General features: G+C 46.7%; 25 protein-coding genes. 10 read left to right on the top strand and 15 right to left on the bottom strand.

Annotated features, from left to right (window positions below; genetic code table 11):
- Nucleotides 1-105: 105 nt before the first annotated feature.
- On the bottom strand, nt 106-306 hold the full coding sequence (locus ACFQ3J_RS19125) for a copper ion binding protein (RefSeq protein ID WP_091159373.1): 201 nt from the start codon (nt 304-306) through the stop codon (nt 106-108).
- A 71-nt stretch (nt 307-377) separates the two neighbouring features.
- Nucleotides 378-737 carry a metal-sensitive transcriptional regulator gene (locus tag ACFQ3J_RS19120; protein ID WP_280142870.1) on the bottom strand — a complete coding sequence of 120 codons (360 nt, stop codon included), beginning with the start codon at nt 735-737 and terminating at the stop codon, nt 378-380.
- Nucleotides 738-1,071: 334 nt separating this feature from the next.
- On the opposite strand from ACFQ3J_RS19120, the gene ACFQ3J_RS19115 reads away from it, so the two are divergent.
- Both ACFQ3J_RS19115 and ACFQ3J_RS19110 read left to right on the top strand, forming a co-directional pair.
- Entirely contained in the window at nt 1,072-1,674 is a 603-nt protein-coding gene (locus tag ACFQ3J_RS19115) for a DUF5317 domain-containing protein (protein WP_091159372.1), read from the top strand.
- A gap of 243 nt (nt 1,675-1,917) precedes the next feature.
- Nucleotides 1,918-3,780 carry a bifunctional diguanylate cyclase/phosphohydrolase gene (locus ACFQ3J_RS19110; RefSeq protein WP_251583714.1) on the top strand — a complete coding sequence of 621 codons (1,863 nt, stop codon included), beginning with the start codon at nt 1,918-1,920 and terminating at the stop codon, nt 3,778-3,780.
- Nucleotides 3,781-3,873: 93 nt separating this feature from the next.
- Here ACFQ3J_RS19110 and ACFQ3J_RS19105 read toward each other — a convergent pair whose 3' ends face one another.
- Nucleotides 3,874-4,044 (bottom strand): hypothetical protein, encoded by a 171-nt coding sequence (locus tag ACFQ3J_RS19105; protein ID WP_170862498.1) that lies wholly within the window; start codon nt 4,042-4,044, stop codon nt 3,874-3,876.
- A gap of 269 nt (nt 4,045-4,313) precedes the next feature.
- Here ACFQ3J_RS19105 and ACFQ3J_RS19100 point away from each other — a divergent pair, with 269 nt between their 5' ends.
- On the top strand, nt 4,314-5,156 hold the full coding sequence (locus ACFQ3J_RS19100) for a sensor histidine kinase (protein WP_251583713.1): 843 nt from the start codon (nt 4,314-4,316) through the stop codon (nt 5,154-5,156).
- A complete protein-coding gene (locus ACFQ3J_RS19095; RefSeq protein ID WP_091159367.1) occupies nt 5,153-5,809 on the top strand; it encodes a response regulator in 657 nt (218 codons plus the stop codon). The genes ACFQ3J_RS19100 and ACFQ3J_RS19095 overlap by 4 nt, the downstream gene beginning before the upstream one ends.
- Before the next feature lie 154 nt (nt 5,810-5,963).
- Here ACFQ3J_RS19095 and ACFQ3J_RS19090 read toward each other — a convergent pair whose 3' ends face one another.
- The 10 genes from ACFQ3J_RS19090 to ACFQ3J_RS19045 all read right to left on the bottom strand — a co-directional run bounded on the left by ACFQ3J_RS19090 (nt 5,964) and on the right by ACFQ3J_RS19045 (nt 15,855).
- On the bottom strand, nt 5,964-7,214 hold the full coding sequence (locus ACFQ3J_RS19090) for a DUF445 domain-containing protein (protein WP_251583712.1): 1,251 nt from the start codon (nt 7,212-7,214) through the stop codon (nt 5,964-5,966).
- A 238-nt stretch (nt 7,215-7,452) separates the two neighbouring features.
- Nucleotides 7,453-7,917, bottom strand: a complete 465-nt coding sequence (locus tag ACFQ3J_RS19085) for a cupin domain-containing protein (protein ID WP_091159364.1) — start codon at nt 7,915-7,917, stop codon at nt 7,453-7,455.
- Between the two features lie 113 nt (nt 7,918-8,030).
- The gene (locus ACFQ3J_RS19080) at nt 8,031-8,633 is read right to left on the bottom strand and encodes an ABC transporter ATP-binding protein (protein ID WP_251583711.1); all 603 of its coding nucleotides are present in this window, start codon (nt 8,631-8,633) and stop codon (nt 8,031-8,033) included.
- Nucleotides 8,623-9,618 (bottom strand): ATP-binding cassette domain-containing protein, encoded by a 996-nt coding sequence (locus ACFQ3J_RS19075; protein ID WP_251583710.1) that lies wholly within the window; start codon nt 9,616-9,618, stop codon nt 8,623-8,625. The genes ACFQ3J_RS19080 and ACFQ3J_RS19075 overlap by 11 nt, the downstream gene beginning before the upstream one ends.
- A 21-nt stretch (nt 9,619-9,639) precedes the next feature.
- Nucleotides 9,640-10,500, bottom strand: a complete 861-nt coding sequence (locus tag ACFQ3J_RS19070; protein ID WP_251583709.1) for an ABC transporter permease — start codon at nt 10,498-10,500, stop codon at nt 9,640-9,642.
- Nucleotides 10,500-11,513 (bottom strand): ABC transporter permease, encoded by a 1,014-nt coding sequence (locus ACFQ3J_RS19065; RefSeq protein ID WP_251583708.1) that lies wholly within the window; start codon nt 11,511-11,513, stop codon nt 10,500-10,502. Before ACFQ3J_RS19065 ends, ACFQ3J_RS19070 begins: the two co-directional genes overlap by 1 nt.
- On the bottom strand, nt 11,513-13,141 hold the full coding sequence (locus ACFQ3J_RS19060) for an ABC transporter substrate-binding protein (RefSeq protein ID WP_251583707.1): 1,629 nt from the start codon (nt 13,139-13,141) through the stop codon (nt 11,513-11,515). The genes ACFQ3J_RS19065 and ACFQ3J_RS19060 overlap by 1 nt, the downstream gene beginning before the upstream one ends.
- A gap of 249 nt (nt 13,142-13,390) precedes the next feature.
- Entirely contained in the window at nt 13,391-13,606 is a 216-nt protein-coding gene (locus ACFQ3J_RS19055) for a hypothetical protein (protein WP_251583706.1), read from the bottom strand.
- Between the two features lie 112 nt (nt 13,607-13,718).
- The gene (gene nikR / locus ACFQ3J_RS19050; protein ID WP_251583867.1) at nt 13,719-14,159 is read right to left on the bottom strand and encodes a nickel-responsive transcriptional regulator NikR; all 441 of its coding nucleotides are present in this window, start codon (nt 14,157-14,159) and stop codon (nt 13,719-13,721) included.
- A gap of 94 nt (nt 14,160-14,253) precedes the next feature.
- Nucleotides 14,254-15,855: a glycoside hydrolase family 28 protein gene (locus ACFQ3J_RS19045; protein WP_251583705.1), complete on the bottom strand. Its 1,602-nt coding sequence runs from the start codon at nt 15,853-15,855 to the stop codon at nt 14,254-14,256.
- A gap of 353 nt (nt 15,856-16,208) precedes the next feature.
- Here ACFQ3J_RS19045 and ACFQ3J_RS19040 point away from each other — a divergent pair, with 353 nt between their 5' ends.
- The 6 genes from ACFQ3J_RS19040 (at nt 16,209) to ACFQ3J_RS19015 (ending at nt 20,161) form a co-directional block, all read left to right on the top strand.
- Nucleotides 16,209-16,937: an amino acid ABC transporter ATP-binding protein gene (locus ACFQ3J_RS19040; protein WP_139236994.1), complete on the top strand. Its 729-nt coding sequence runs from the start codon at nt 16,209-16,211 to the stop codon at nt 16,935-16,937.
- A gap of 35 nt (nt 16,938-16,972) precedes the next feature.
- Complete coding sequence (locus ACFQ3J_RS19035) at nt 16,973-17,845, top strand: glutamate ABC transporter substrate-binding protein (RefSeq protein WP_251583704.1); 873 nt, start codon at nt 16,973-16,975, stop codon at nt 17,843-17,845.
- A 136-nt stretch (nt 17,846-17,981) separates the two neighbouring features.
- Nucleotides 17,982-18,707: an amino acid ABC transporter permease gene (locus tag ACFQ3J_RS19030; RefSeq protein WP_091159347.1), complete on the top strand. Its 726-nt coding sequence runs from the start codon at nt 17,982-17,984 to the stop codon at nt 18,705-18,707.
- 31 nt (nt 18,708-18,738) lie between these two features.
- Complete coding sequence (locus tag ACFQ3J_RS19025; protein ID WP_091159346.1) at nt 18,739-19,392, top strand: amino acid ABC transporter permease; 654 nt, start codon at nt 18,739-18,741, stop codon at nt 19,390-19,392.
- A 155-nt stretch (nt 19,393-19,547) separates the two neighbouring features.
- Nucleotides 19,548-19,841, top strand: a complete 294-nt coding sequence (locus ACFQ3J_RS19020) for a hypothetical protein (protein ID WP_251583703.1) — start codon at nt 19,548-19,550, stop codon at nt 19,839-19,841.
- A gap of 164 nt (nt 19,842-20,005) precedes the next feature.
- Nucleotides 20,006-20,161, top strand: a complete 156-nt coding sequence (locus tag ACFQ3J_RS19015; RefSeq protein ID WP_170862497.1) for a hypothetical protein — start codon at nt 20,006-20,008, stop codon at nt 20,159-20,161.
- Between the two features lie 117 nt (nt 20,162-20,278).
- Here the strand turns inward: ACFQ3J_RS19015 and ACFQ3J_RS19010 are convergent, their stop codons facing one another.
- Together ACFQ3J_RS19010 and ACFQ3J_RS19005 are read right to left on the bottom strand one after the other, a co-directional pair.
- Nucleotides 20,279-20,413, bottom strand: coding sequence for a helix-turn-helix domain-containing protein (locus ACFQ3J_RS19010; RefSeq protein WP_251583702.1), 135 nt, complete (start codon nt 20,411-20,413; stop codon nt 20,279-20,281).
- A gap of 252 nt (nt 20,414-20,665) precedes the next feature.
- Nucleotides 20,666-21,907: an MFS transporter gene (locus tag ACFQ3J_RS19005; protein WP_251583701.1), complete on the bottom strand. Its 1,242-nt coding sequence runs from the start codon at nt 21,905-21,907 to the stop codon at nt 20,666-20,668.
- Nucleotides 21,908-22,241: the final 334 nt, after the last annotated feature.

Here is a 22,241-nt window from a genome sequence, read left to right as displayed (position 1 = left end):
TCCCCTAATACCCCTTGGGGGTATACTATTGTTCTGAAAAAAAGCAGACCTGAACAGGCTGCTCTTCGCTCATTGTTAACTTAATATGATCCATCCGCAGCTATATTAAACCACGTCATAACCCTGATCTTCGATCGCATGCTTTACTTGATCTACCGTTACCTTCTGCTCATCATATTCTACATTAACCGTACCGGAGGCCAAATCCACTTTGCCTCTAGCTCCGACGCTTTCCAGCGCTCCTTCAACAGACTTCACACAGTGGTTACAGGACATCCCTTGTACATTCAATGTTACGCTGCTCATATTCATTTCCTCCTATTAGATGGTTTTTTATATTATACGTCTGGACTTCCAACACCACGGATTCAATAACACTACTTCATTAGCTTCTTAACCGTCACCAGCAGCTCGTCAATCACTTCATGCTCGCCCGCCTGGATTCGATCAATAACACAGCTCTTCATATGCCCCTCTAAGAGAAGCTTCCCGACACCGTTAAGCGCAGACTGAATAGCGGCAATTTGCGTGAGCACATCATCACAATAGGTATCTCTCTCAATCATGCCCTTTATACCGCGAATTTGACCTTCAATCCGGTTCAGACGGGTCGTCAGAATATTCTTCATCTCATCGGAGTGATGGCTGTGCCTTACTCCATCTTGATGATGGTCTGAATGAGAATCATGGCAATGTACTCTGTTCTCACCTTCAACAGCTGTCTTCTTATCATCCACTCACATGACCTCCTTCCACTCTATCCTAATATATTATACCCCCCATGGGTATGTCAATACGCTTAAGTATACTTACCTGCTCGAGATCATTCTTAGGTCGATATACCTGTTGATCAGTATTTGAACGAAATTTATAGTTAATTAGCAAGAGAGTTCACTCCATAACTCGTCGTAAAGATATATTTGATAATAATTCAGAATCAGACAAGAAAATTGATATCAGACAAATTAATTAAAAAATATCAAAAAAAATTTTAAATTCATGAAGGATTTACCAATTTGAAGTCGAATAATAGTATTACGATAAAAATTTGAAACTAACGGAGATTGATACATGGTCTATGATGGTATAATTCTAGGACTTATCGTAGGGCTTTTCAGAGGCGGCTTTAAGCATGGTCTCATGCAGTTTGGACAGATCAAGCTACGAGGCGGATTGATTTTCCCGATATTACTGCTTATCCAGTTTATCATCTTCCGCTTTCAAGGCGACGCAGCTTGGCTTGCACCGGTTTCAGGATATTTCTTTATGTTCCTCTACATTGTAGGAATGTTCTTCCTATGGGTTAATAGGCAGAACAAGGGATTTCTGATCATTCTCATTGGCGTATTCCTGAACTTTATCGTTATGGCTGTCAACGGCGGCCGTATGCCTGTCTCATTAGAAGCTGCCCAAGTTCTCGGGCCTTACTATACAGAGCTTCTGACCAGCGGTGACGCTGTGTATAAGCATTACATGCTAGATGCCTCCACTCACTTATCTTTTCTGGGAGACATTATCCCACTCTCAAGTCCTTACCCTCGAACCCAAGTCATTAGTATCGGGGACGTTGTCATGAACCTGGGTATATTCCTGTACATCCAGAGTATTATGGTGCCCCCGAAGAAGGATTCTGAAGATCAAGATCTCGCACCAAGTTTACATACATCAAATTAAAACGAAAAGGAGGATACATACCATGAAAAAATCTAACATCGCCCGCATCATCATGAACGGGGTAATTGTTGCTTCTGTCGTTGTGGCATTGACTTCTGGATTTGCACTTGGCTAGGAGCTATTCTCGTCTCACATTTTCTCAAAACAGGCCTCATAGCCTGTTTTTTTCTTTATTTTTAATAGTTTAATGTCATGATAAAATATGAACATATACGATGAAATTAATAGGAGAATCTAGATTTCATGACAACACTTTTAATCAAAATAAAAAAAGTAGATATTAGCCAATGGTATATTCTTATGCTATGGATAGGCGGTATCCTCACTTTCTGCTACGTCAATAAGGGAGAGTTTTTTAATTATACCAGCGAACAATGGGTCAATCTCTACATCATGGTCGGGGCAACTCTTATTCTAAACAGCCTAACCTTTCGACTTCCACCTGAAGGAAATGTAATGTCCTTTGACTCATCCGTTTACCTCGCTTGTATTTTTATATATGGCAACTCGTTTACCTTATCTGTCTCTCTTTTGTGCTTAATTTGCTATCTGATATATAAGAGAAACGTTCCTCGTTGGAAGCATGTAACGAATTTTGCACTCTATTCGATCATGATCTCTGTATCCTACGAAGTATTTATCTTGCTTGATGGCAGATTGGGTTCGGTTTATGATCAGAACCTGCCATCTTATATGATCTCTCTTGCCGTTTACTTTGCAATCAACACGATAGGACTTTTTCTCTACTATTATCTGTTGTACAGGAAGGATCTTTATACAGCTCTAAAAGGTTTCGTCAAAGAAACCATGCTTGTTTACTTGTGTATGCTTATTCTTTCTCTTGTTCTAGTTGTTCTCATCGTGCATAACGGAGTTTTTGGTCTCATTCTCTTCTTAGGCTTAGCTATTTTATTATCTTATGCATTTCGTCAGCTATTTTTGGTGTATCATCAGATTCTGAATCGTTCGAATTTGGATCAGCGTACCGGATTATACAATCACAGTTATTTTGAGAGTTCCCTGGAGACGAGCATCGACGATGCACGCAAGAACGAATCGCCGCTCACTTTAGCGATGATTGATATCGATGACTTTAAGAAATACAATGACAGCTTCGGACATCTCAAAGGGGATACACTTATCAGCTTTCTAGGTGCTCTGCTTAAGGAGGAAACGAAAGACACTCCAATTATAGCTTCGAGATATGGCGGAGAAGAATTCACCCTGCTGATGCCTGGATATCCCATAGGAGAAGCACGTTCATTCGTCGATCGAATTCGAAAAAAACTAAACGATACTCCTTTTGATGGTGTAGAAGTTTTTCCTCATAAATGCTTATCCTTCTCTGCCGGTATTGCCGAATATGAAATTGAACTGTATGACAAATCCCAGCTAGTCGATTATGCGGATAAAGCGCTCTACTATGCGAAGAAACAAGGCAAGAATACCGTGCATACTTACGGGTGTAATGTCGAGATGGAAGCTGACATTGATCTGGATCAGGAAATTCATTATATCGAGCAGCAGCTTAATCTGTTTATATACAAGGACATTGATACATTCAAGCATTCGAAGCGGGTATATAAGTATGCGCTTGATATGAGCACCAGTCTTGGTCTGGAGAAGGATGAGAGGCGTAATTTTATACTCGGCGCATTGATTCATGACATCGGGAAGCTCGAAATCCCCTGGGGCGTACTCAACAAAAAAGGCAAGCTGACTTCAGAGGAATGGGAAACCGTCAAACAGCATGTCGCCTGGGGCAAAAAAATTGCCATGACGGATCATCGGTTCAAGGACCTGATCCCCTATATCGAGCTTCATCATGAACGGTATGATGGCAAAGGTTATCCTCACGGACTTAAAGGCAAGGAGATTCCTAAGCTATGCCGAATGCTTACAGTTATCGATTCCTTCGATGCCATGACTTCGGAAAGACCGTATCAGAAGACAAAGACCTTCGAGGAAGCCATTGTCGAGCTTCGCGCCTGTGCAGGCACGCAGTTTGATCCTGAGCTGGTGGAGTTGTTCATCTCTTATATCCAAGTGCAGATGCCGAGATCGGAATATATGGAAACAGGACATACCACCGTCTTATCCAATTAACATCAGCACTTCCCTATTCATATCAAAAAACCTATGTGTTCCTACGGATACCCGTAGAAATCGCATAGGTTTTTTTACATGCTCTTGCTTGGATTATGATTTCTTTACATCCAGTTCATGAGAGGTTTGATGAAGCTCTTTAATCATTTGTTGTAAAAACATACTCTGCTGTCTTGTAATGCCCCGCTGATTCTCTCTAATCAGCATCCGTTCGATATTCTTCTTGAGTATTTCACTTCGACGCTCCAATACGGCTTGACTCATGCTTTTACTACACTCCTTCAATCCATTTCTCTGTCTCTACACAAGTATATCGAAGTAACCTTACCTTAAGGAAGGCTGATTCTCTGTGATAATATCTAGTGAGAAGTGCTAAGTCCGCATTTTTCGTACACCTTCTTCTGCAGCCATACAATTCCTCTTGAATGCTTGGGCTTCTTAATACAAAGAGTTCGTTCGTCTCTGAATTAAAGGTTATAATAAAATGAATTATACATCTTCACAACCTGCCTAGAAGGAGACTTGAGCTGGCGATGAGCTATAAACAAATGAAATGGATGATCCTATTCATCCCTACCATCACCGTTGGTCTATGGGAATATGTACGTCACCAATTCCTTATGCCCTATCTCTCCATGGAGGCAGGAAACTGGCTGACACCCGTTATTATATATTTCATTAGCGTCACTTTATTGAATAAATTGTTTACGATGATGGAGAAATCGCAGGCTGAGCTGGAACGTGAGAAGGCAGCGAAATCTGCACTGGAGGCCAGGGAGCACCTGGCACGGGAATTGCATGATGGCATAGCCCAGTCGTTGTTCCTGCTGTCCGTCCAGCTTGATAAAGCCGAGCGTAAACTGACCGGCACCCCTAACGAAGGAGAACTGCAGGAAGTTAGACAAACCGTACACGAAGTGCATCATTACGCCAGACAAGCCATCGCTCAGCTGAAAGTTCCTCACAGTGAAGAGAACAGCCCGGACTCTCCGCAGCAGCTGCTCAGACAGATTGAGGATATGGTTGCAGACGGCAGATATGATTCACGTATTCAATGGAATCTCTCGGATGAAGCGCTCACGACAAAAGAACATGTTGAGCTCATTGCCTGTATTCGGGAAGCAATTCTAAATATCCGCAAGCATGCCAATGCCAGCACGATCTCTGTAACAGGAACAGGAAATAAGGTGCATTGGAAGGTGTCCATTACAGATGACGGAACTGGCTTTACTGGCGACCCGGAGCAGCGGAAAGACCGGTACGGGCTTCGTATAACAAGAGGACGCGCGGAGGAGATGGGCTGGAGGTTTCATTTCAGCAACATGGAGAACAGCGGAACTTGCATGCTGATTATCAAAGGAGAGGACCCCTCATGAATATGACACGAGTACTTATAGTCGACGATTCAGCCCATGCCAGAGCTGCCATGGAATCGATATTATCGGAGGAACCGATGTTTGAGATTGTAGCTACCGCGTCAAGCGGTGAAGAAGCACTGGTGCTGACCGAGGAATGGATGCCGGATCTCATCCTCATGGATATCCGCATGCCAGGAATGGATGGACTGGAGACGACACGAGCGATCAAGCAGCGCTATCCCTATGTCATCATTGTGATGGTTACCGTCTCCGATGATGTGACGCATCTGTTTGAAGCACTTAAACAAGGTGCGCAAGGATACCTCTTCAAGAACTTATCCCCCTCCACCTGGCTGGAATACCTGAAGGCCGTTGTCAGTGACGAAGCCCCTGTTAACCCGGAGCTTGCCTATCGCATATTGCAGGAGTTTCCAAAGACCAAGAAGGCAGACGATGGCAGCACACCGCTGACTACCAGAGAACGAGAAATTCTGAATTGGGTTGCCTCCGGCAAGACCAATCGGGAGATCGCCGATCGACTGGGAATATCGGATCAGACGGTGAAGAATCATCTCAAAAATATTTTGCAGAAGCTCCAGCTGGAGAATCGTGTACAGCTCACGAGGTATGCCCTGGAGCAAGGCTGGATTGAACGTGATTTTGATAACTGAACCCCTAGGTCTCTTCGTGCATCGCTCTGCTAGAATCAGAGCCCCAAACAGGGGGTCCATTCTTCTTAACGCGAACATAGTACAAATAAACATTAAAAAGAGCTGCTTCCTAAAGTACAGGGATCAGCTCTTTCGTTATATTCTGAGAAGTCGATCAAGCCAGTGCAAGCTGCAATGCGGTCAGAGCAATCCCGATAATAAAACCAGTCACTGCACCGTTAATCCGAATCCACTGCAGATCCTCACCCAGCTTATCCTCCATCATCGCAATGAGCGTTTTGTTATCCATTTTTTCGATATTTTCACGTACTAACTGGCCGATCTTGGAGTGATTTCGTTCTAGCAAGGTCGTTACGCTGTCCACGATCTTCTGGTTGATGCGTTCCAGAAGTTCAGCATCCTCTTTTACCTCTGCAACGAGAGATGAAATGATCGGAATGAGCTGTTTCTCTACGCAACTTCCATCCTCCATATAACTCAGCATCTTGTCACGGAACTCCACCAGCTTGTTTAGCACAGCTGATTCTGCATCCCAGTTCTTAAGCACTGAATCCTTCCACTCTTCAAGACCGCTTGTTACTTTCTTGCTGTGCGCTAAACGCTCGACCTGCCCACGAATGGCATTTAATGCACTGTGTCTGCGAGGGTGACCCTCATATTTCAAGTCCTGTACCTGATCATACAGGAAACGCTGAAGAATACCTCCAAGCCTTTCCTCATTCAGATATCCCATGAGTGCATTCAGGGCGAACTGCATCAGACCGTTAACCTGCAGGGAGTTCATCGCTCTCATACCAATCTCGCCGAGTGTATATTGGGTATCCGGTTTAACGAGCCACGCTTCTGCCTGATCAAGCCCATAATCCAGAGCCATTCGGTCGTATCCCTTACTCGTAATGTACTGCTCTGCCTTGGACAGCAGCGGCTCAATCTCTACACGTTCCGCCTGACGCTTGATCTCTTCTGCAACAAGCGGTGCAATCTTCTCCAAGGGAAGTGACGAAACGATGCGTTTGGCAAGCTTATCAATCGCCTCATGTGTAGTTGCTGTGTGAAGCTCCTTCTCAGCCATCTCCAGGATCATATGTGACACTGGCATTTCGGCAATCTTGGCAGCAATACTGTCTTTGTTCAGCAGGTTATTCTCCACTGCAGATACGAGAGCCTCCGTAATTTTCTTACGGTTCTTCGGGAGCAGTGCTGTATGCGGGATTTTGAGTCCTAGTGGATGGCGAAAGAGTGCCGTTACCGCAAACCAGTCGGCAAGTCCGCCAACAAGTCCGGCTTCGAAGGAACCGACAAGCATCTTACCGACCGTACTATCTTGAAAGGGCAGCGACGCCGCGAACCCCGCACCCATAATAACAAGCGACCATGCTGCGGCTTTTTTCGTCTGTTTAACCATTTGGGTTGACTCCTTCAATTGCTTAATCTATGTACAATACATGTTTATTTCATGCGGAATAGGCTATGTTTAATATTCATCTTATCACCACAATTGTATTATTCCAAACTCTGGATCTGGATAAGCAAAAAAAACGGGCCGACCTATTGTCGACCCGTATAAAGAGCTGAACCTTACATGAACCTGTTGCGCCGCATGCAGCTGCACATGGCTCCGCTCAGCTTAAATCTCCATCTTACTACTCTCCACGCTGGATCAGCCGGAAGTCATCATAGTGGAACCCTGGGGCTACTACACAGGATACAAGCACCGGCTCATCTCCGAGCGGCCTTGCCATCTGCCATTGTCCGCCTGGCGCCAGTGCCTGCGGATGCTGACCCGCTACAACGTCTGGGCCCAGAATGAAGGATTCCGTCTGACTCGGATCTCCTTCGCCGCTGCCGCCAATAATAAGCTCGAGCGGACTGCCGGAGTGCCACATCCACAGCTCATCTGAGTGAACGACATGCCAATCTGAGAATTCACCTGGGTGCAGCAAGAAATAAATCGAGGTGGCCGCTGGGCGGGCCCCGGAATACACGCCTGGCAGCACGGATTGAGGAATTTGGTAAGTCGCCTTCCAGATCTCCTTGTACCAGCCACCTTCCGGATGAGGCTCCATAGAGAGCGCAGCAACAAGCGGTGATAGATTACGTTCTGTCATATAAGTTAACCCTGCCTTTTATACAATAATTTCTTACAGCTTTCTTAATCCTATAGAGTGTATCATACTAGAAAACCTAAGTGCTCTCAAACAAACAGCATCCACAATCCGCTTCATTTCCATTCAATGATTCGGCTGCTCAGCTGGGACAACAAGCTCTCCTCATGGCTAATGACCAGTATACCCATTTCGCGCTCCACAGCTATGGCCTTAACGACATTCCAGATCTGAGCCTGAGTCACGGCATCCAGCATCGTGGTCATCTCATCAGCGATGAGAAATCGCGTGCCGGCTCCGAGTGCACGGGCCACACAAAAACGCTGCAGCTCGCCTCCTGACAGCTCGCCCGGTCTTCGTGCAAGCCATGCTTCATCAATTCCAAGCGAATGCAGCAGCTTCGCATCATGCTGACCGGCTTCCTGCAGCACTTTATGCATTCGCCATCTCGGATTAATCGCGGATTCTGGATGCTGGAAGACCAGCTGAACCGGAGCATACCCGTTATGTATTAACAGCGGCGAGTCATCCAGAAGCACCTCTCCTTCAACAGGCTGCACATAGCCTGCCAGCAGCCTGGCCAGTGTTGATTTGCCTGCACCACTCGGACCGCGAAGTCCGACAATTTCTCCAGATGAAATGGACATATGGACGTCTCTTATACACCAATCCTGACGACGATCGTATCGGTAACCGAGGTTCTCCGCTTCAAGTTGCATGAATGCATCTCACCTCTCCGCCTCGCAGCTCCCGGAGCAGCGGAAGCACTTCTGTACATTCCCATGTTGCCATCGGACATCGGTGGGCATACATGCACCCTCTTGAACGATGGTTGCTGTCCAGTGTCAGCTGAGGTCCTGGAGGCATCTTGAAGCCATTATGCGGTAACGCGTTCCAGAGCGCCTTCGAATAAGGATGCCTCAGCTGCTCCCCTCTGCCTGTAAAATCACCCGGGCGTGCGCTCTCCACATTGGTTCCTGCGTAAAAAACAACGAGTTCGTCTGCAATTTGAAGCGCGGATTCAATGTCATGGGTTATCCATAGGATGCCTGCTCCTTGATTCGCAATGGAGCGAAAATGTTTAAGCGTCTCGGACAGTGCCTCGACATGAATGCCTGGCGTCGGCTCATCGGCAATGATCAGGTCCGGTTCTCCTGCAGTTGCAATGGATAACAGCACTCGCCTGGCCATACCACCGGACAGCTCAAACGGATATCGCTCCGTTACCTCGATTGCCAAGCCGTATTTGCTGAGTATGTCATCAAGCCTCTCGCGCTCAAGGTTCTTTCGTTCATGTCTCCGAGCGATGTTAGGCCCTGTCATCTTCATGGATTCATAGCGATCTTTACTTCGTTCAAAGCTGTAGCTTACTTGTGCGCCCACCTTCATAAGAGGGTCAAGATATTGTACGGATTGCGGTACAAGCGCAAGACGGCTGCCTCGAAGCTCCTCTTTAGCCGCGTTATTCATCAGTGTACCGTTAAAATGAAGCGTACCACGAGTGATCGCATTGGATGGAAGTATGCCCAGAATCGCATGGGCCAGCAGACTTTTGCCCGATCCGCTCGCACCGACCACTGCCGTAATTCTGCCTGCCTCAACTGTCATACTGAGTCCATGGATTACCTCCGTCTCCTCCACCTTGAATAATCCCTTGCTGCGCGCAAATGAGACCGACAAGTTATCTATTTCGAGCAAAGCCATATGAACCTTTACCCCCTCTCTTTATCGTTCAAGTCTAATCGGATCGCTATAGCTTCTGATTCCGTGACCCAGAGTATCAAATGCAAGCACCGTAAGCATCAGTGCCAGTCCGGGGAAGAAGGCCAGCCACCACATGCCCGCAGATAAATATTTCATTGATTCTGACAGGATAATGCCGATGGCAGGCTGCTGAGGTGATAATCCAAGACCAAGAAACGTAATGGCCGCCTCATGCAATATAGCATGGGGAAACACGAGCAGCAGACCCACTAGCAGCTGCGGAACCAAATGTGGAAGCATATGATGCAGAGCAATATAACCTCGAGACTTACCCAGTCTCCGAGATACCTGTATATAATCAGCCGACTTTAGCTGAAGCATATCAGCACGGATCACTCGTGCCAGCTGGGGCCAGTGTGTGCATGCGATTGCAACAATCACCCCTTTGGCGCCGCCGCCAAAGGCAAAGGCGATCAGAATTAACGATACCAGATGCGGAACACTCATAAACAAATCAATGAACCAGGACAACGCCTGATCCATTCTTCTGCCCGCGGCTGCAAGCAGGCCAACCAGCAATGCGATAAGACTGGAGCAGACTGCCGCTGTAAGCCCAACTTGTATGCTGTAAGCAAGTCCTTTTAAAGTGCGGTTAAACATGTCGCGCCCAAGCCAGTCCGTACCGAAGAAATGTCCGGCACCCGGCACCAAATTCCGTTCCGATAACGACGTATGGGCCGCCTGCTCTGGCAGGAGCGAACCCAAGAGCAGGATTGCAGCCAAGAACCCGGCACTTATTAAGATCCGAATCAGATTTTTGCCTCGGGTATTCAAGGAGCGTCTGACTCCGGGAGTTGAAGAAGAACGTTCTAGCTGCTGCATTACGCCGCCTCCTTATGATCAAACCGGGGATCAATCCATCGGTATAGCAGATCGGCAATGAAATTGCCGGTGAATACAAACAGCGTGCTGCACAGAACGAGACCCAGGAGCAGAGGCACATCGCCGCGAAGTCCTGCTTCAACCGTCGCTTGTCCCAATCCTGGATAGGAGAAAACCTGCTCCGCCAGTACGGCCCCGCCAAACAGTTCACTAAAGGAAGCAAATTGAAGCGTTACTGCAGGCAGCAGAATATTGCGGAAGCCGTGACGCCGGAACAGCGTGAATCCCTGTTCTCCTCTTGCACGCGCATAGAGCACGTAATCTGAATCCAGCACATCTATCAGCTTCTGACGCGTGTGAAGTGCGATATTCGCTACTCCCGCTACACTCAGTGTTAGTGCTGGTAGAATCATATGTCGCAGCCGTTCTATGACGGTAACCTCACTGCTGAGCACCCCTGCGGGTACACCAAGCCCAATGGGAAACCAGCCCAGCCAAACACCAAATACCATCAGCGCAAGAAGGGCTATCCAGAATGCAGGCGTGGAAGCCAGCACGTAACAATATCCTTTCACTACACGATCCAGCCAGCTTCCCTTGTTCATTGCAGCGAGCGAGCCGAGAGTAAATCCGAGCACACCCGAGATTGCCCAAGCTGTTCCCATCAGTGCAAGAGAAGCCATAAACCGGTCCTGGATCAAATCCAGAACCGGCTCACGATATATCATGGAAGTTCCCAAATCCCCTTGCAAAAGGGATGACAACCACTTGCCATACCTGACCAGCGGCTCATCGTTTAATCCCCAGCGCTCTCTGATCTGCTCCAGCTGCTCATGGCTTACCTTGATAGCATCAGCACCTACATAAGCCATCACCGGATCTATCGGTGAGTACTCAATCAGCATAAAGGCGATGAAACTGACTGCGGCCAGCAGTGAAGCCAGCCGCAGCACTTTTTTCAATAGATATAACATCCAGCTGTTAAACGATACTCGCTGTCCTCTGCCCTGCATTACTGAGATCCTTCCCAGGACCACTCTTCAATATTAGAGGTAATCGGCCATCCGTGACCGTGCGGGTGAATTTGCTGCTCCCCGATATTAAGCCCCTCACGCACCAGATAGATATGATCGACGTTAACTAGCCATGCCCAAGGGGCATCTCCTTGAAAGCCAAAGCCTGTTGTTCCATCCCATAACGCCTTCTGCCAGAACCCCCACGCTTCCTCTTCATCGGTTGCCCTCATCGCCTTGTCCATCCATGCGTCAACCTCAAGGTTGCTGTATTGTCCGGCGTTGTAATATCCCACCCCATTTTTGGTACTGGAGTATAAATTGTAGGTTTCAAGCGGATCATGACTTCCCCACCCGAATAGCACCGGATTCGCATACATCAGCTTCTGTACTTCTTCACGGCTCTTACCTTCGACCTCAATATGAATACCGGCCTCCTTCACCATATCGGCTACAGTCAGAGCAATAGACTGCCTGGTCATATCTCCGGCAAAATAATACAGGTGGAAGCTGGCTTCAAGCCCACCTTTCTCTACAATTCCATCATTGTCTGTGTCAAGCCATCCCGCGTCTGCAAGGATCCGCTTTGCTTCTGTCGGATCGCCATCCTCAAACCGCGCTTCCTCACTGCCCCATGGCAGATCATCAGCCACAGAGTATGCCGGACGCCCATATCCCTCCAGCACACCTTCCACCAGCGCGTCTCGGTCAATCGCCACGTTTACAGCCTTCCGGATTGCAGCATCAGCGGTTACATCATTACCGGTCATAACCCCTTCCGAGGTTGTCCCTCCTGCCGAATTGTAAGGAAATACGATTCCTCGATTGTCTACGGTCTTCACTGCTTCAATCTTCATGCCCGAAATCTCTTGTCTGGTAAAAGCTGCCGGAATCGCAGCTACATCCACCGTGCCAGCTTGTGCCGCAGCATAGGCTGCGTCCTCCTCCAGGAACAGGAAGGTCAAGCGGTTGAAATACGGCTGTTCACCATAGTACTCAGGATTTCGCTCCACGATGACCTGTTGGCCCTTGTCCCACTGCACCAGCTTATACGGACCAGAACCGATTGGATGCTCGGCGTAGCTCTTATCATATGCATGCTCAGGAACAATCCCGAGTGTAGTCAGAAGAGATATAAATGTCGACTGTGCTTCCTTTAATGTGAATACCACCGTGGTATCATCAGCAGCCTCTACTTTCTCCATGTTGGTTAGATCAATGATGGATGCGCTCCTTGCGGCAGTCTCGAAGGTAAAGGTTACATCTTCTGCAGTCAGTGCCTCACCGTCCGAGAACCGGACATCCTCTCTCAAAGTAATCGTCCAGGTCTTGCCATCTTTGCTTACTGTATAGCCGGTAGCCAGATCATTAACCACATTGAGCTCAGCATCCCGTTTAAGTAACGTGCTCTGAAAAAGAGGAGAACCATATTGCCCCCAGCCTGTTGTTGGGTCATACCCGGCCTCAGTCTCTGTGCCTATAGCTAGAATCAGCTCGTCCTTCACTTCAGGAACTGTATCTTTGCCTTGTGTGACTGTTGTCTCTTTCCCATTGGTACAGCCTGCAAGAATGATGATTGATAAAAATGTTGCCATAATTAACATGGATTGCATTAACCGATGCTTCATTGGACAGTTCTCCCCCATTTTTCCCTCTTTTTAGGGTATCGTGCTACAAATTTCACTAATTGTAGCACGATATTTAATGAAGCATCAACCATATTTTGGATTAAACAGTGGTTTCACGTGAAGAAAGTTGACATAAGAACCTTTCAAATGAAACAGTCAACTTGAAAAACAAAAAAGAGGATCTGCATTTACCCCTAGGCAAATTGAAGATCCTCTGTTGATATATAAACTGTAGTTATACCTTATACCTTAAGAAGCACAGTTCTCACATTCAAAATAACGATTAGATGCGTCCATCGTCTTAAGCAATTTACCAACGATGACATCCTCAAGCTCTGTAAATTCAAGATCAGCGATCCGCTCACGAACAGCCTCTTTCGCCTTCTCCTCAGTCTCTTCTACCCAGCTGAATTCACCGCGGAAGCCAGTGGATTGTAATTCATATTCGAATAGATAACGGTTCATCTTATATTCCTCCATTTCAATATCGCAGCACAGAAATACCAATATAATACAACAGATAGTGGTAAACTCTATTGTATACCCCTATATATAGTCTGTAAAGAGGGATGACAGCTTAAATATGCGAATGGGTCTTAGCATCATCATTAAACGTTACAGACAGTTCAGCATAGTGTACGCCCTTCTGAACCTGAATCTGTTGATGCAATGAACGAAGACTGCTGACGGATCCGCGGACGGCAATGACTTCAAGACACTGATGATGGTTTAGATGAACGTGCATATTCGAAATAATGTCTTGATGATAATGATGCTGTAATTCCATAAGCTTACTCGGCAGCTCACTGGCATGATGGTCAAAGACCATGACAATGACACCGGCTACCTGCTCGTCCGAATGCAGTCTCGAAGGTTCGAGCATCGTTCTTCTGGCCAGATCACGAATCGCTTCTGAACGATTCTTATAGCCCTGATCCAGTATATATTTATCAAACTGCTCAATCAGCGGCGTTGGAAATGCTACGCCAAAACGAGTCAGCTCATCCTTATCACTCATCATTAACCCTCCTGTTCTTCACTTAAGCATAATATGAACAGAAGTTTAACACAGGACCTGGCATGAAATATAGAAATGAATCATCTTCGCCACATCATCTTCTGCGTATCAGAGAGCCGCTTCGTACACCTGGGCCAGCAGATATTTGGCATCCTTCCTGCTCATGGGAGACCCCGTATACAATTCCGGTGCTCTCTGATCCCGTTACGACGAGCAGCCGTCCATCGGCTCCGAGACCTTCGATCTCAGACAGCTCTACACCGCGGCATTGATGCAGGCTGACAAGAGAGCCTTGATCGACCTTTGCTGCAATATTCGTCAGCTTCAGATGCTTGGCCTGAGCGCATACAAAGCCATTAACCGCTTGTACGCTGTAATTCTCCACACTTATATCTTCCATAGGCATTTCAGCGAGGCCGCTCATGTACAACGCAGTTTGGGCTCCGCTGCATACCACCTCACGAATGGATATATCACGAAAAACCGGTGTCCCCTCGTCCACGGCATAGATTTTCTCATCTCCGCGGCCCGAGCCTTCCTTCCCCTCATAGAACAGCGAGAATAAAATCGCTTCCTTTGCTATATCGAGCATCTGGATTCGCTCAATGACAATATCCTCAACAATACCGCCACGGCCTCTCGTACTCTTAAAGCGCAGACCGATATCGGTTCCCATAAACATGCAATCAGAGACTCGGATATGCCGAACGCCTCCGGACATTTCACTGCCGATGACAAAGCCGCCGTGTCCATGATACACCGTAGAATGGCGGATCGTTACATATTCCGTAGGGAGCCCAAGCTCACGACCTTCTGCGTCTTTGCCTGATTTAAGACAGATGGCATCATCTCCGACATCGAAGGAGCAATACTCGACGAGCGCATGCCTTACTGAATCCAGGTCCAGCCCGTCCCCATTCTGCGCATACCACGGGTTCCTTACGTTTACCTTACGAATCGTGACATGCTCACAGGCCCATGGATGCAGGTTCCATGCCGGAGAATTCTGAAATGTGACTCCTTCCAAGAGCACACGCTTACAGCGGCGCAGACTGAGTAAATTAGGACGCAGAAATTCATGTGCAGGCTCATAGGCTGCCTTATCCCGAACGCCTGACATATGCAAGGCTTCCGAGACAGAAGCTCCTGTCATCGCTCGTTCAGACGGCCACCATATAGAATCCCCGCCTTCACGCTCGTTAACGACTCCACCGGAGGCTACGAGCGCTTCCCAGGCTGAAGCAGTAAGCTTGTTCTGCTTGACGGGTCTCCATGCATCACCGCTGCCATCAAATATACCTTCACCGGTTATAGCAACATCCGTGAGATTCTCTCCGTCGAGCGGAGACCTTGAACGAATCGTCTCACGTCCTTCATAGCTTGAAAGGATGAGCGGATAATCCGTATATTCCCGGCTAAACCGAACAAGCGCCCCCTGCTCTAAATGCAGTTCCGTTCTGCTCTGAAGCAGAATCGGCCCTGTCAGCCATACACCGGCAGGGATTACAACTCTGCCCCCGCCCGCTTGAGCACAGGCCTCCAGCGCTGAGTTAATACAATCTGTATTATCATATAGCCCATTGCCAAGGGCACCAAAATCAACAATTCGAAATTCACGCTGCGGGATATTTGGAGGTTCGACATTATACAGAGAAGCTTCCGTCCCATCGATCTCATGCACATTCAGTTCCTTCACAGGCATCAAAACTCCTTTGTACTTATATGGTGAAGTTCAAGATTCCATCTTCCTCCCGTGATATATTCGCAGCTTCTCTATCATATTCCTTGCAAAAAAGATCATATTTTTGAAATATATTGCTATTTATGTTTTAAGTCCCATTTTATATACAAAACCAGAACTTAAATTTCGTTAATCCTAACAAGAAACTTACATTTGTACAACAAAAGAACTAGATAATTTGCTACTTATGTAATGTTTCGTGACAAAAAGATTGCTCTACTCTTTGGTCTTATAGTATCATTATAATCATATTTCCTTGATATTCCTTAAATGGATGTATAGAAATAGAAAAGGGCGGTGATCTTTCATTGATCGAGTTCAAAAATGTTAACAAACATTACGGCAGCTTTCATGTACTCAAAAATATCGACCTTCAGATCAAGGAAGGCGAAGTCGTCGTGATCATTGGTCCTTCCGGTTCAGGCAAGAGCACCTTGCTGCGCTGCATCAATCGTCTGGAGACGATATCCGGCGGAGAGCTGCATGTCAGCGGCGTTCCTCTGCATCAGCGCAAGATCGACATCAACAAATTCCGCAAAGACATCAGCATGGTATTCCAGCATTTTAATCTATACCCCCACAAGAAGGTTATTGAGAATATTACACTGGCTCCCATCAAAGTAAAGAAGGAGTCCAAGGCCGCGGCATCTGAGACAGCGATGAAATATTTATCCCGTGTCGGCATTGCAGAGAAGGCGGACAGTTATCCGAGCCAGCTGTCCGGAGGACAGCAGCAGCGTGTAGCCATCGCGAGAGGACTCGCCATGGATCCCAAGATCATGCTGTTTGACGAACCCACCTCGGCACTAGACCCCGAGATGATCGGCGAAGTCCTCGATGTCATGCGAACATTGGCAAAGTCGGGGATGACGATGGTGATTGTCACTCATGAGATGGGCTTCGCCCGCGAAGTAGCGGATCGGGTTATCTTTATGGACGAGGGACAAATCGTGGAGGATGCATCCGCAGAACAATTCTTCTCTAACCCAGGAGAAGAGCGCGCACGCCAATTTCTCAGTCGTTTAATCCATCATTAATTCAAATATGATAAAAAAAAGGGGTGTTCTTATTTATGAAAACGAAAAAGAGATTTAAAGGTCCAAAGCTCTCGCTCTTATTCATGCTTATGTTTGTCATCATTCTCGCCGGCTGCGGCAATGATGAAGCATCGCCAGCCACAGGCTCTTCAGGAACTTCAGGCGGTCAGGAAGCATCGGAGAATATGGATACCATCGCAGCGATCAAAGAACGCGGCAAGGTCATTGCAGGTGTTAAATACGACACCCGGCTGTTTGGACTGAAGGATCCAATATCCGGTAATGTCGAAGGCTTTGATATTGATATGGCCAAGGCTCTCGCCAAAAAGATACTCGGAGATGAAACAAAGGTGGAGCTGAAGGAGGTCACTTCCAAGACCCGGACACCGCTTCTTCAGAACGGTGAGATCGACATCATTATCGCGACGATGACGATTACGGAGGATCGTATGAAGGAAGTGGACTTCAGTGATGTTTATTTTAATGCAGGTCAATCTCTGCTTGTAGCCAAGGGCAGTCCGATCACGGGTATCGAAAGCCTGAATGCAGATACGACTGTGCTTGCTGTTAAAGGTTCAACCTCCGTTACTAACATCAAAGAAAAAGCACCGGATGCCAAAGTACTCGAATTCGAGAACTACCAGGAAGCCTTCACTGCGCTGAAAGCAAACAAAGGAGACGCGCTTACAACAGACAACTCCATCCTCCTCGGTATGATGCAGGATGATCCTAATTACGAGATGGTTGGAGACATCTTCACTGACGAGCCTTATGGCATGGCGATTCGCAAAGGCGATCAGCAAATGGTCGATACCGTCAACGAAATGCTTCAAGAGATGAAAGACAGCGGAGAATACGATGAGCTCTATGAAAAATGGCTGGGAACAAGTCCGCCAAGCGCGGAGTAACCAGTATAAGCATACTTTCGTAAGGGCGGCTCGGCCGCCCTTCTTTATTTGCAATGAACCTTTACATTCTCTGCGGTCAGCCTAACTTTAATTATGCTCAATGGTATTCGCAGGGATCTAAGAAGGAGTGAATCCTATGCCAGAAATTGACATTAGTGTGCTATGGCGATACTGGGATGATTTCTCGGCAGGCTTTCTGAATACGCTGAAGATCAGTCTCATGGCTTTGATCGGCAGCTTTTTGATCGGTGCCGTTATCGCTGTCTTTCGCATTGCACCCATTAAACCGCTGAACTGGTTTGGTGCGGCCTATGTGGAATTCATACGGAATATTCCACTGCTTGTTACGATCTTCTTTTTCTATTACGGGCTCTCATCTGTAGGACTCAACCTGGATGGCTTCGTATCCGGGACACTCGGTCTGACCATCTATACCTCTGCCTTTGTGGCCGAATCCATCCGGGCAGGAATTCAATCCGTACCTAAGGGGCAACTTGAGGCAGCCCGCTCTTCGGGACTCAGCTACATCCAGACAATGGTGCATGTCGTTATGCCCCAGGCTGTTCGCATCGTGCTTCCGGCCATGGGGAACCAGTCCATCAATCTGGTGAAGAATTCTTCCATACTAGCTGTCGTTGCCGGACTAGATCTGATGTATTTTGCAGACAGCGTCAATTCGGCTACCTTCCAGACGCTTTCCGTCTATACCGTTGTTGCTATTCTATATCTCGTTATCACACTTCCATTAAACTTCCTTGTGCATTACTTGGAGAAACGCTTGAACCAGCGCGAGATCCGGAATACAACTAAAAAATCACGTTCACCAAAACTGTCAAGAGGAGTGGACAGGCCGCTTAACTAGCTTTTTTCCGACATGAAAGGAGGAGGACGAAATGGATTTTGCAGGTGCTTATACCTGGCCCTATATACGGTTTCTTCTGGAAGGCTTCATGCTGACATTGCAGGTCGCTGGTGTTGCCATCCTGCTCAGCTTTATTGTTGGCATCATCCTAGGCACTCTTCGATATACAAAGTTCCCTGTTATTTCGCAGATTGTTGCCGTGGTCGTGGATACGATCCGCAACCTCCCGCTCTTTCTCATCATTCTGGTGTCGTATTTGATACTTCCTCAGTTCGGCATCAATATGTCTGTATTCTGGGCTGCCGTATTTGGACTGACGGTATTTGAAGGCTGTATGATTGCCGAAATATTGCGCGGCGGGCTCAATTCCATTGATAAAGGACAGATTGAAGCAGCGCGATCATCGGGTCTCAGCTATTTTCAGACACTTCGTCTAATTACACTCCCGCAGGCCCTGCGCCGAATGGTGCCTCCCCTGCTCAGCCAAACCATATCTTTGCTGAAGGATACCTCACTTGCTGTCGCCATCTCCTTACCGGAGCTGATGAACCATGTGCGCATTGTCGGAGGTCAAAATCCTGATTTCTACCTTCCGATGATTGTTTTCGCAGCAATGCTCTACTTTATCGTCAATTATTCACTGTCACTCTTTGCCCGACGTCTGGAGACAAGGGTCGACGCTTAATCATTTTAAGAATGGGAAGAGGCCGGATAAGCTCCGGCCTCTTTTTCTCATTTTCGTGCAGAACATGAATACCCTATTCATAAGGACTACCAGCTTCATTTGTATGCATCGTCTTGAAGATGTCGATACTTGAATCAAAAGGAGGCTGTCTTGAAATGAACACCTTGCTTATTGCTCTGTTTCTTATTCTTCCCTTCATTCTGAGCGCCATCTCACTGCTCTTCAAACCGATACAGAGGGCGCTGCACTTCATTGCCTTGTTCTGCTTCTATGCTGCAGGGATTTGTCTGCTGATCTCTGTATATCACACGAATATGAGCGGCATGACCTTCACGACCCAGATTCATCACATCTTGCTCGATCCACTGTTCGTCATTCCTGCCGCCTATCTCGGAATCTACATTCCATTCCTCATCATTACGTACTTTCTCCTGTCCAAAAAGAAATGACGAATATAACGGCTCACAAAAAAATAATCCAACAAAATACAGATTAACAATTGCAATTTGATTAAAAAACATGCATAATAAACTCATTGATAATGATTATCATTGTTGTAGGTTGTCTTCATGACAAACTTCAAATTTCTATATAAAGGGGACTCTAAGACAGAATGAAAGCATCGGTAACCAAAACCTCACTACAGCTTGATGATTATCTGGACCTGCTTAATCTGGCGGTGTCCATTGGCGACGAGAAATGGCAGAAGGAAATTATTCGCAAATTGTCTTATACTTATCCTGCAAAAGCCGCTGCCCATATGAAGTAACACATACTTAACTTATAATAGAATCGAGAGCTTGCCCACGATTCTCATTCAATTCGAAGACATCCGTTCCAAAGCCGCGGGTGTCTTTTTAATATGGAAGGACATGAACTCCTTCGTTCATCTGAGCGTCTTTGTCACGTTCTCACGTGTTGCCCCAATCATTTCGGCCAGATCGGCATGGTTCAGCTTTTTCATAATTAATATTCCTTCCGGAGTCGCTTTACCGTAACTATTGCCCGCTCTCACCAGCATTGATGCCAGTGCTCCTGCCTTGCCGTTCATTAGCAAATCGCGAAGCTTGAGCTGGGTGCCCGAAGTGCGGGCGGAGCCTTATCTATTGAGACGAGTATAGGCGAGGGCACGAGAATTACGGTGTCTTTTCCAAATAAATAAAACGATTGAAGGACATGCTTCTTGCAGCATGTCCTTCTTCTGTATCATTCTGTCTTCTTCCTCCGTCAGCTTGTTACCTGAGTTATCCGATAAGAAGCCATATACCACCCACTACTTGGTTGCTGCTATTTGAGGAGCAGTTACCTTGCTCTTGACACCCGCATCGCCTTTGACGAACAAGAAGAGCACCCCACCGATGAGCAGCAGAACGCCGGATAGATAAAATCCAACCTCAATATTACCCGTGACGTCTGACAAGTACCCCGTGATATACGGAGCAAAGATAGAGGAGAGCATTCCTGCAAAGTTAAAAAAGCTGTACGCCTTGGAATACATATGAGATTTCGTATTATCTGCGACAAAAGAGATCAGAATCGGGTCCAACGCCAGCTTGCCTACGAAACCATAAATGATCAGTCCAACAATCATAAGTGAATAATTCTCAACGTAAGGAATGACGAATTGGCATATTGCACCGAAGAATACGAGGATGAGGATAAGGGGCTTCTTGTTCTTCGCCCGATCGGACAAATAACCGAACAAGATCGCTCCCGGAATAGAGGCCCATGGAACCAGGGAGGCAATAATGCCCGTCTCCGAGCCTTCAAGACCGCGTGATTCCTGCAGGTAGAACGGCAGCCAGGTCATCATTCCGAAGAAGCCGTATAACGAGCAGAAGATGAGGATATACGTTAAAATGTGATTTCTGGTGAACAAATCGCGGATGTTCCCCTTCTCTACCGGTGCGGAATCTTCTGATGGAGCCACTTCCTTGTTGCGGTCATCTTTGACGAACACAGCAATTGCGATAGCCACAAAGATTGTCAGCACGCCGAATAGATAGAAAGTGAACTGCCAGCTCATGCCGAGCTCGAAGGTAAAATAACTGGAGGCGATAAAGCCAAGGGAGATCCCGAGCGCCATGCCGCTATTGATCAGCGCCGAGGACACCCCCCGATATTTTTGGGGAATGGCATTGGCTGAAATACCGTACTGAGGGCCGTAATAGGTACCTTCCCCAAGTCCGGTAATCGCCCGTATAACGAGGAATACAATAAAGCCGGGAGCAAATCCGCTGAGAATGGTGCCGATCCCAAACAAGATGTAGCCTGCAACAAGCACCTTCACTCTTCCGAAGCGGTCTGCTAAATAGCCCGATGGGATCTGCATTGCAGCATAGGTAATAAAAAACACGGTCGACATTAGCCCAAGCTCCGTGTTGTTTAGTCCCCAATCCTCCCCAATGACACCCATAACCGGAGATAAAATATTGCGATCTGCATACATAAAAGTCCAGCCTAATGCAAACAAAATGATAAGTACCACCGGATTGCTTGTCTTCCAAGATTTCATCACAATCACTCCCTATAGTTTATGTGAGGTTTCATGCCATAAATTTTGATATTTAAAGCTATTTACGTAAAAATACCTCCATTCATTAAAATAGTATAAATAAAAATGATAAAATGAGTATTTTGTGTTATTTAAACTAACATGTTGAAAGAATAGCATGCTCATTTCATTGTAGTCAACAACGTTTTGAAAGTATTAAGAATGTTAAATTAACGTTTCGCATAAAAATAATTGACTTATCTTTCGAAAAGTTTTTAAATAAGCAATGTGGGTTACATAAAGTTCGTTGTGAAATGAAATATGACGGTTCAACTTACATCATGTAAGAAAGGTG

This window comes from Paenibacillus provencensis, from assembly GCF_042678545.1.
Lineage (GTDB): Bacteria > Bacillota > Bacilli > Paenibacillales > Paenibacillaceae > Paenibacillus > Paenibacillus provencensis.
The sequence above is the reverse complement of the archived record's forward strand: the minus strand, read 5'-3'. Positions and strand labels throughout refer to the sequence as shown.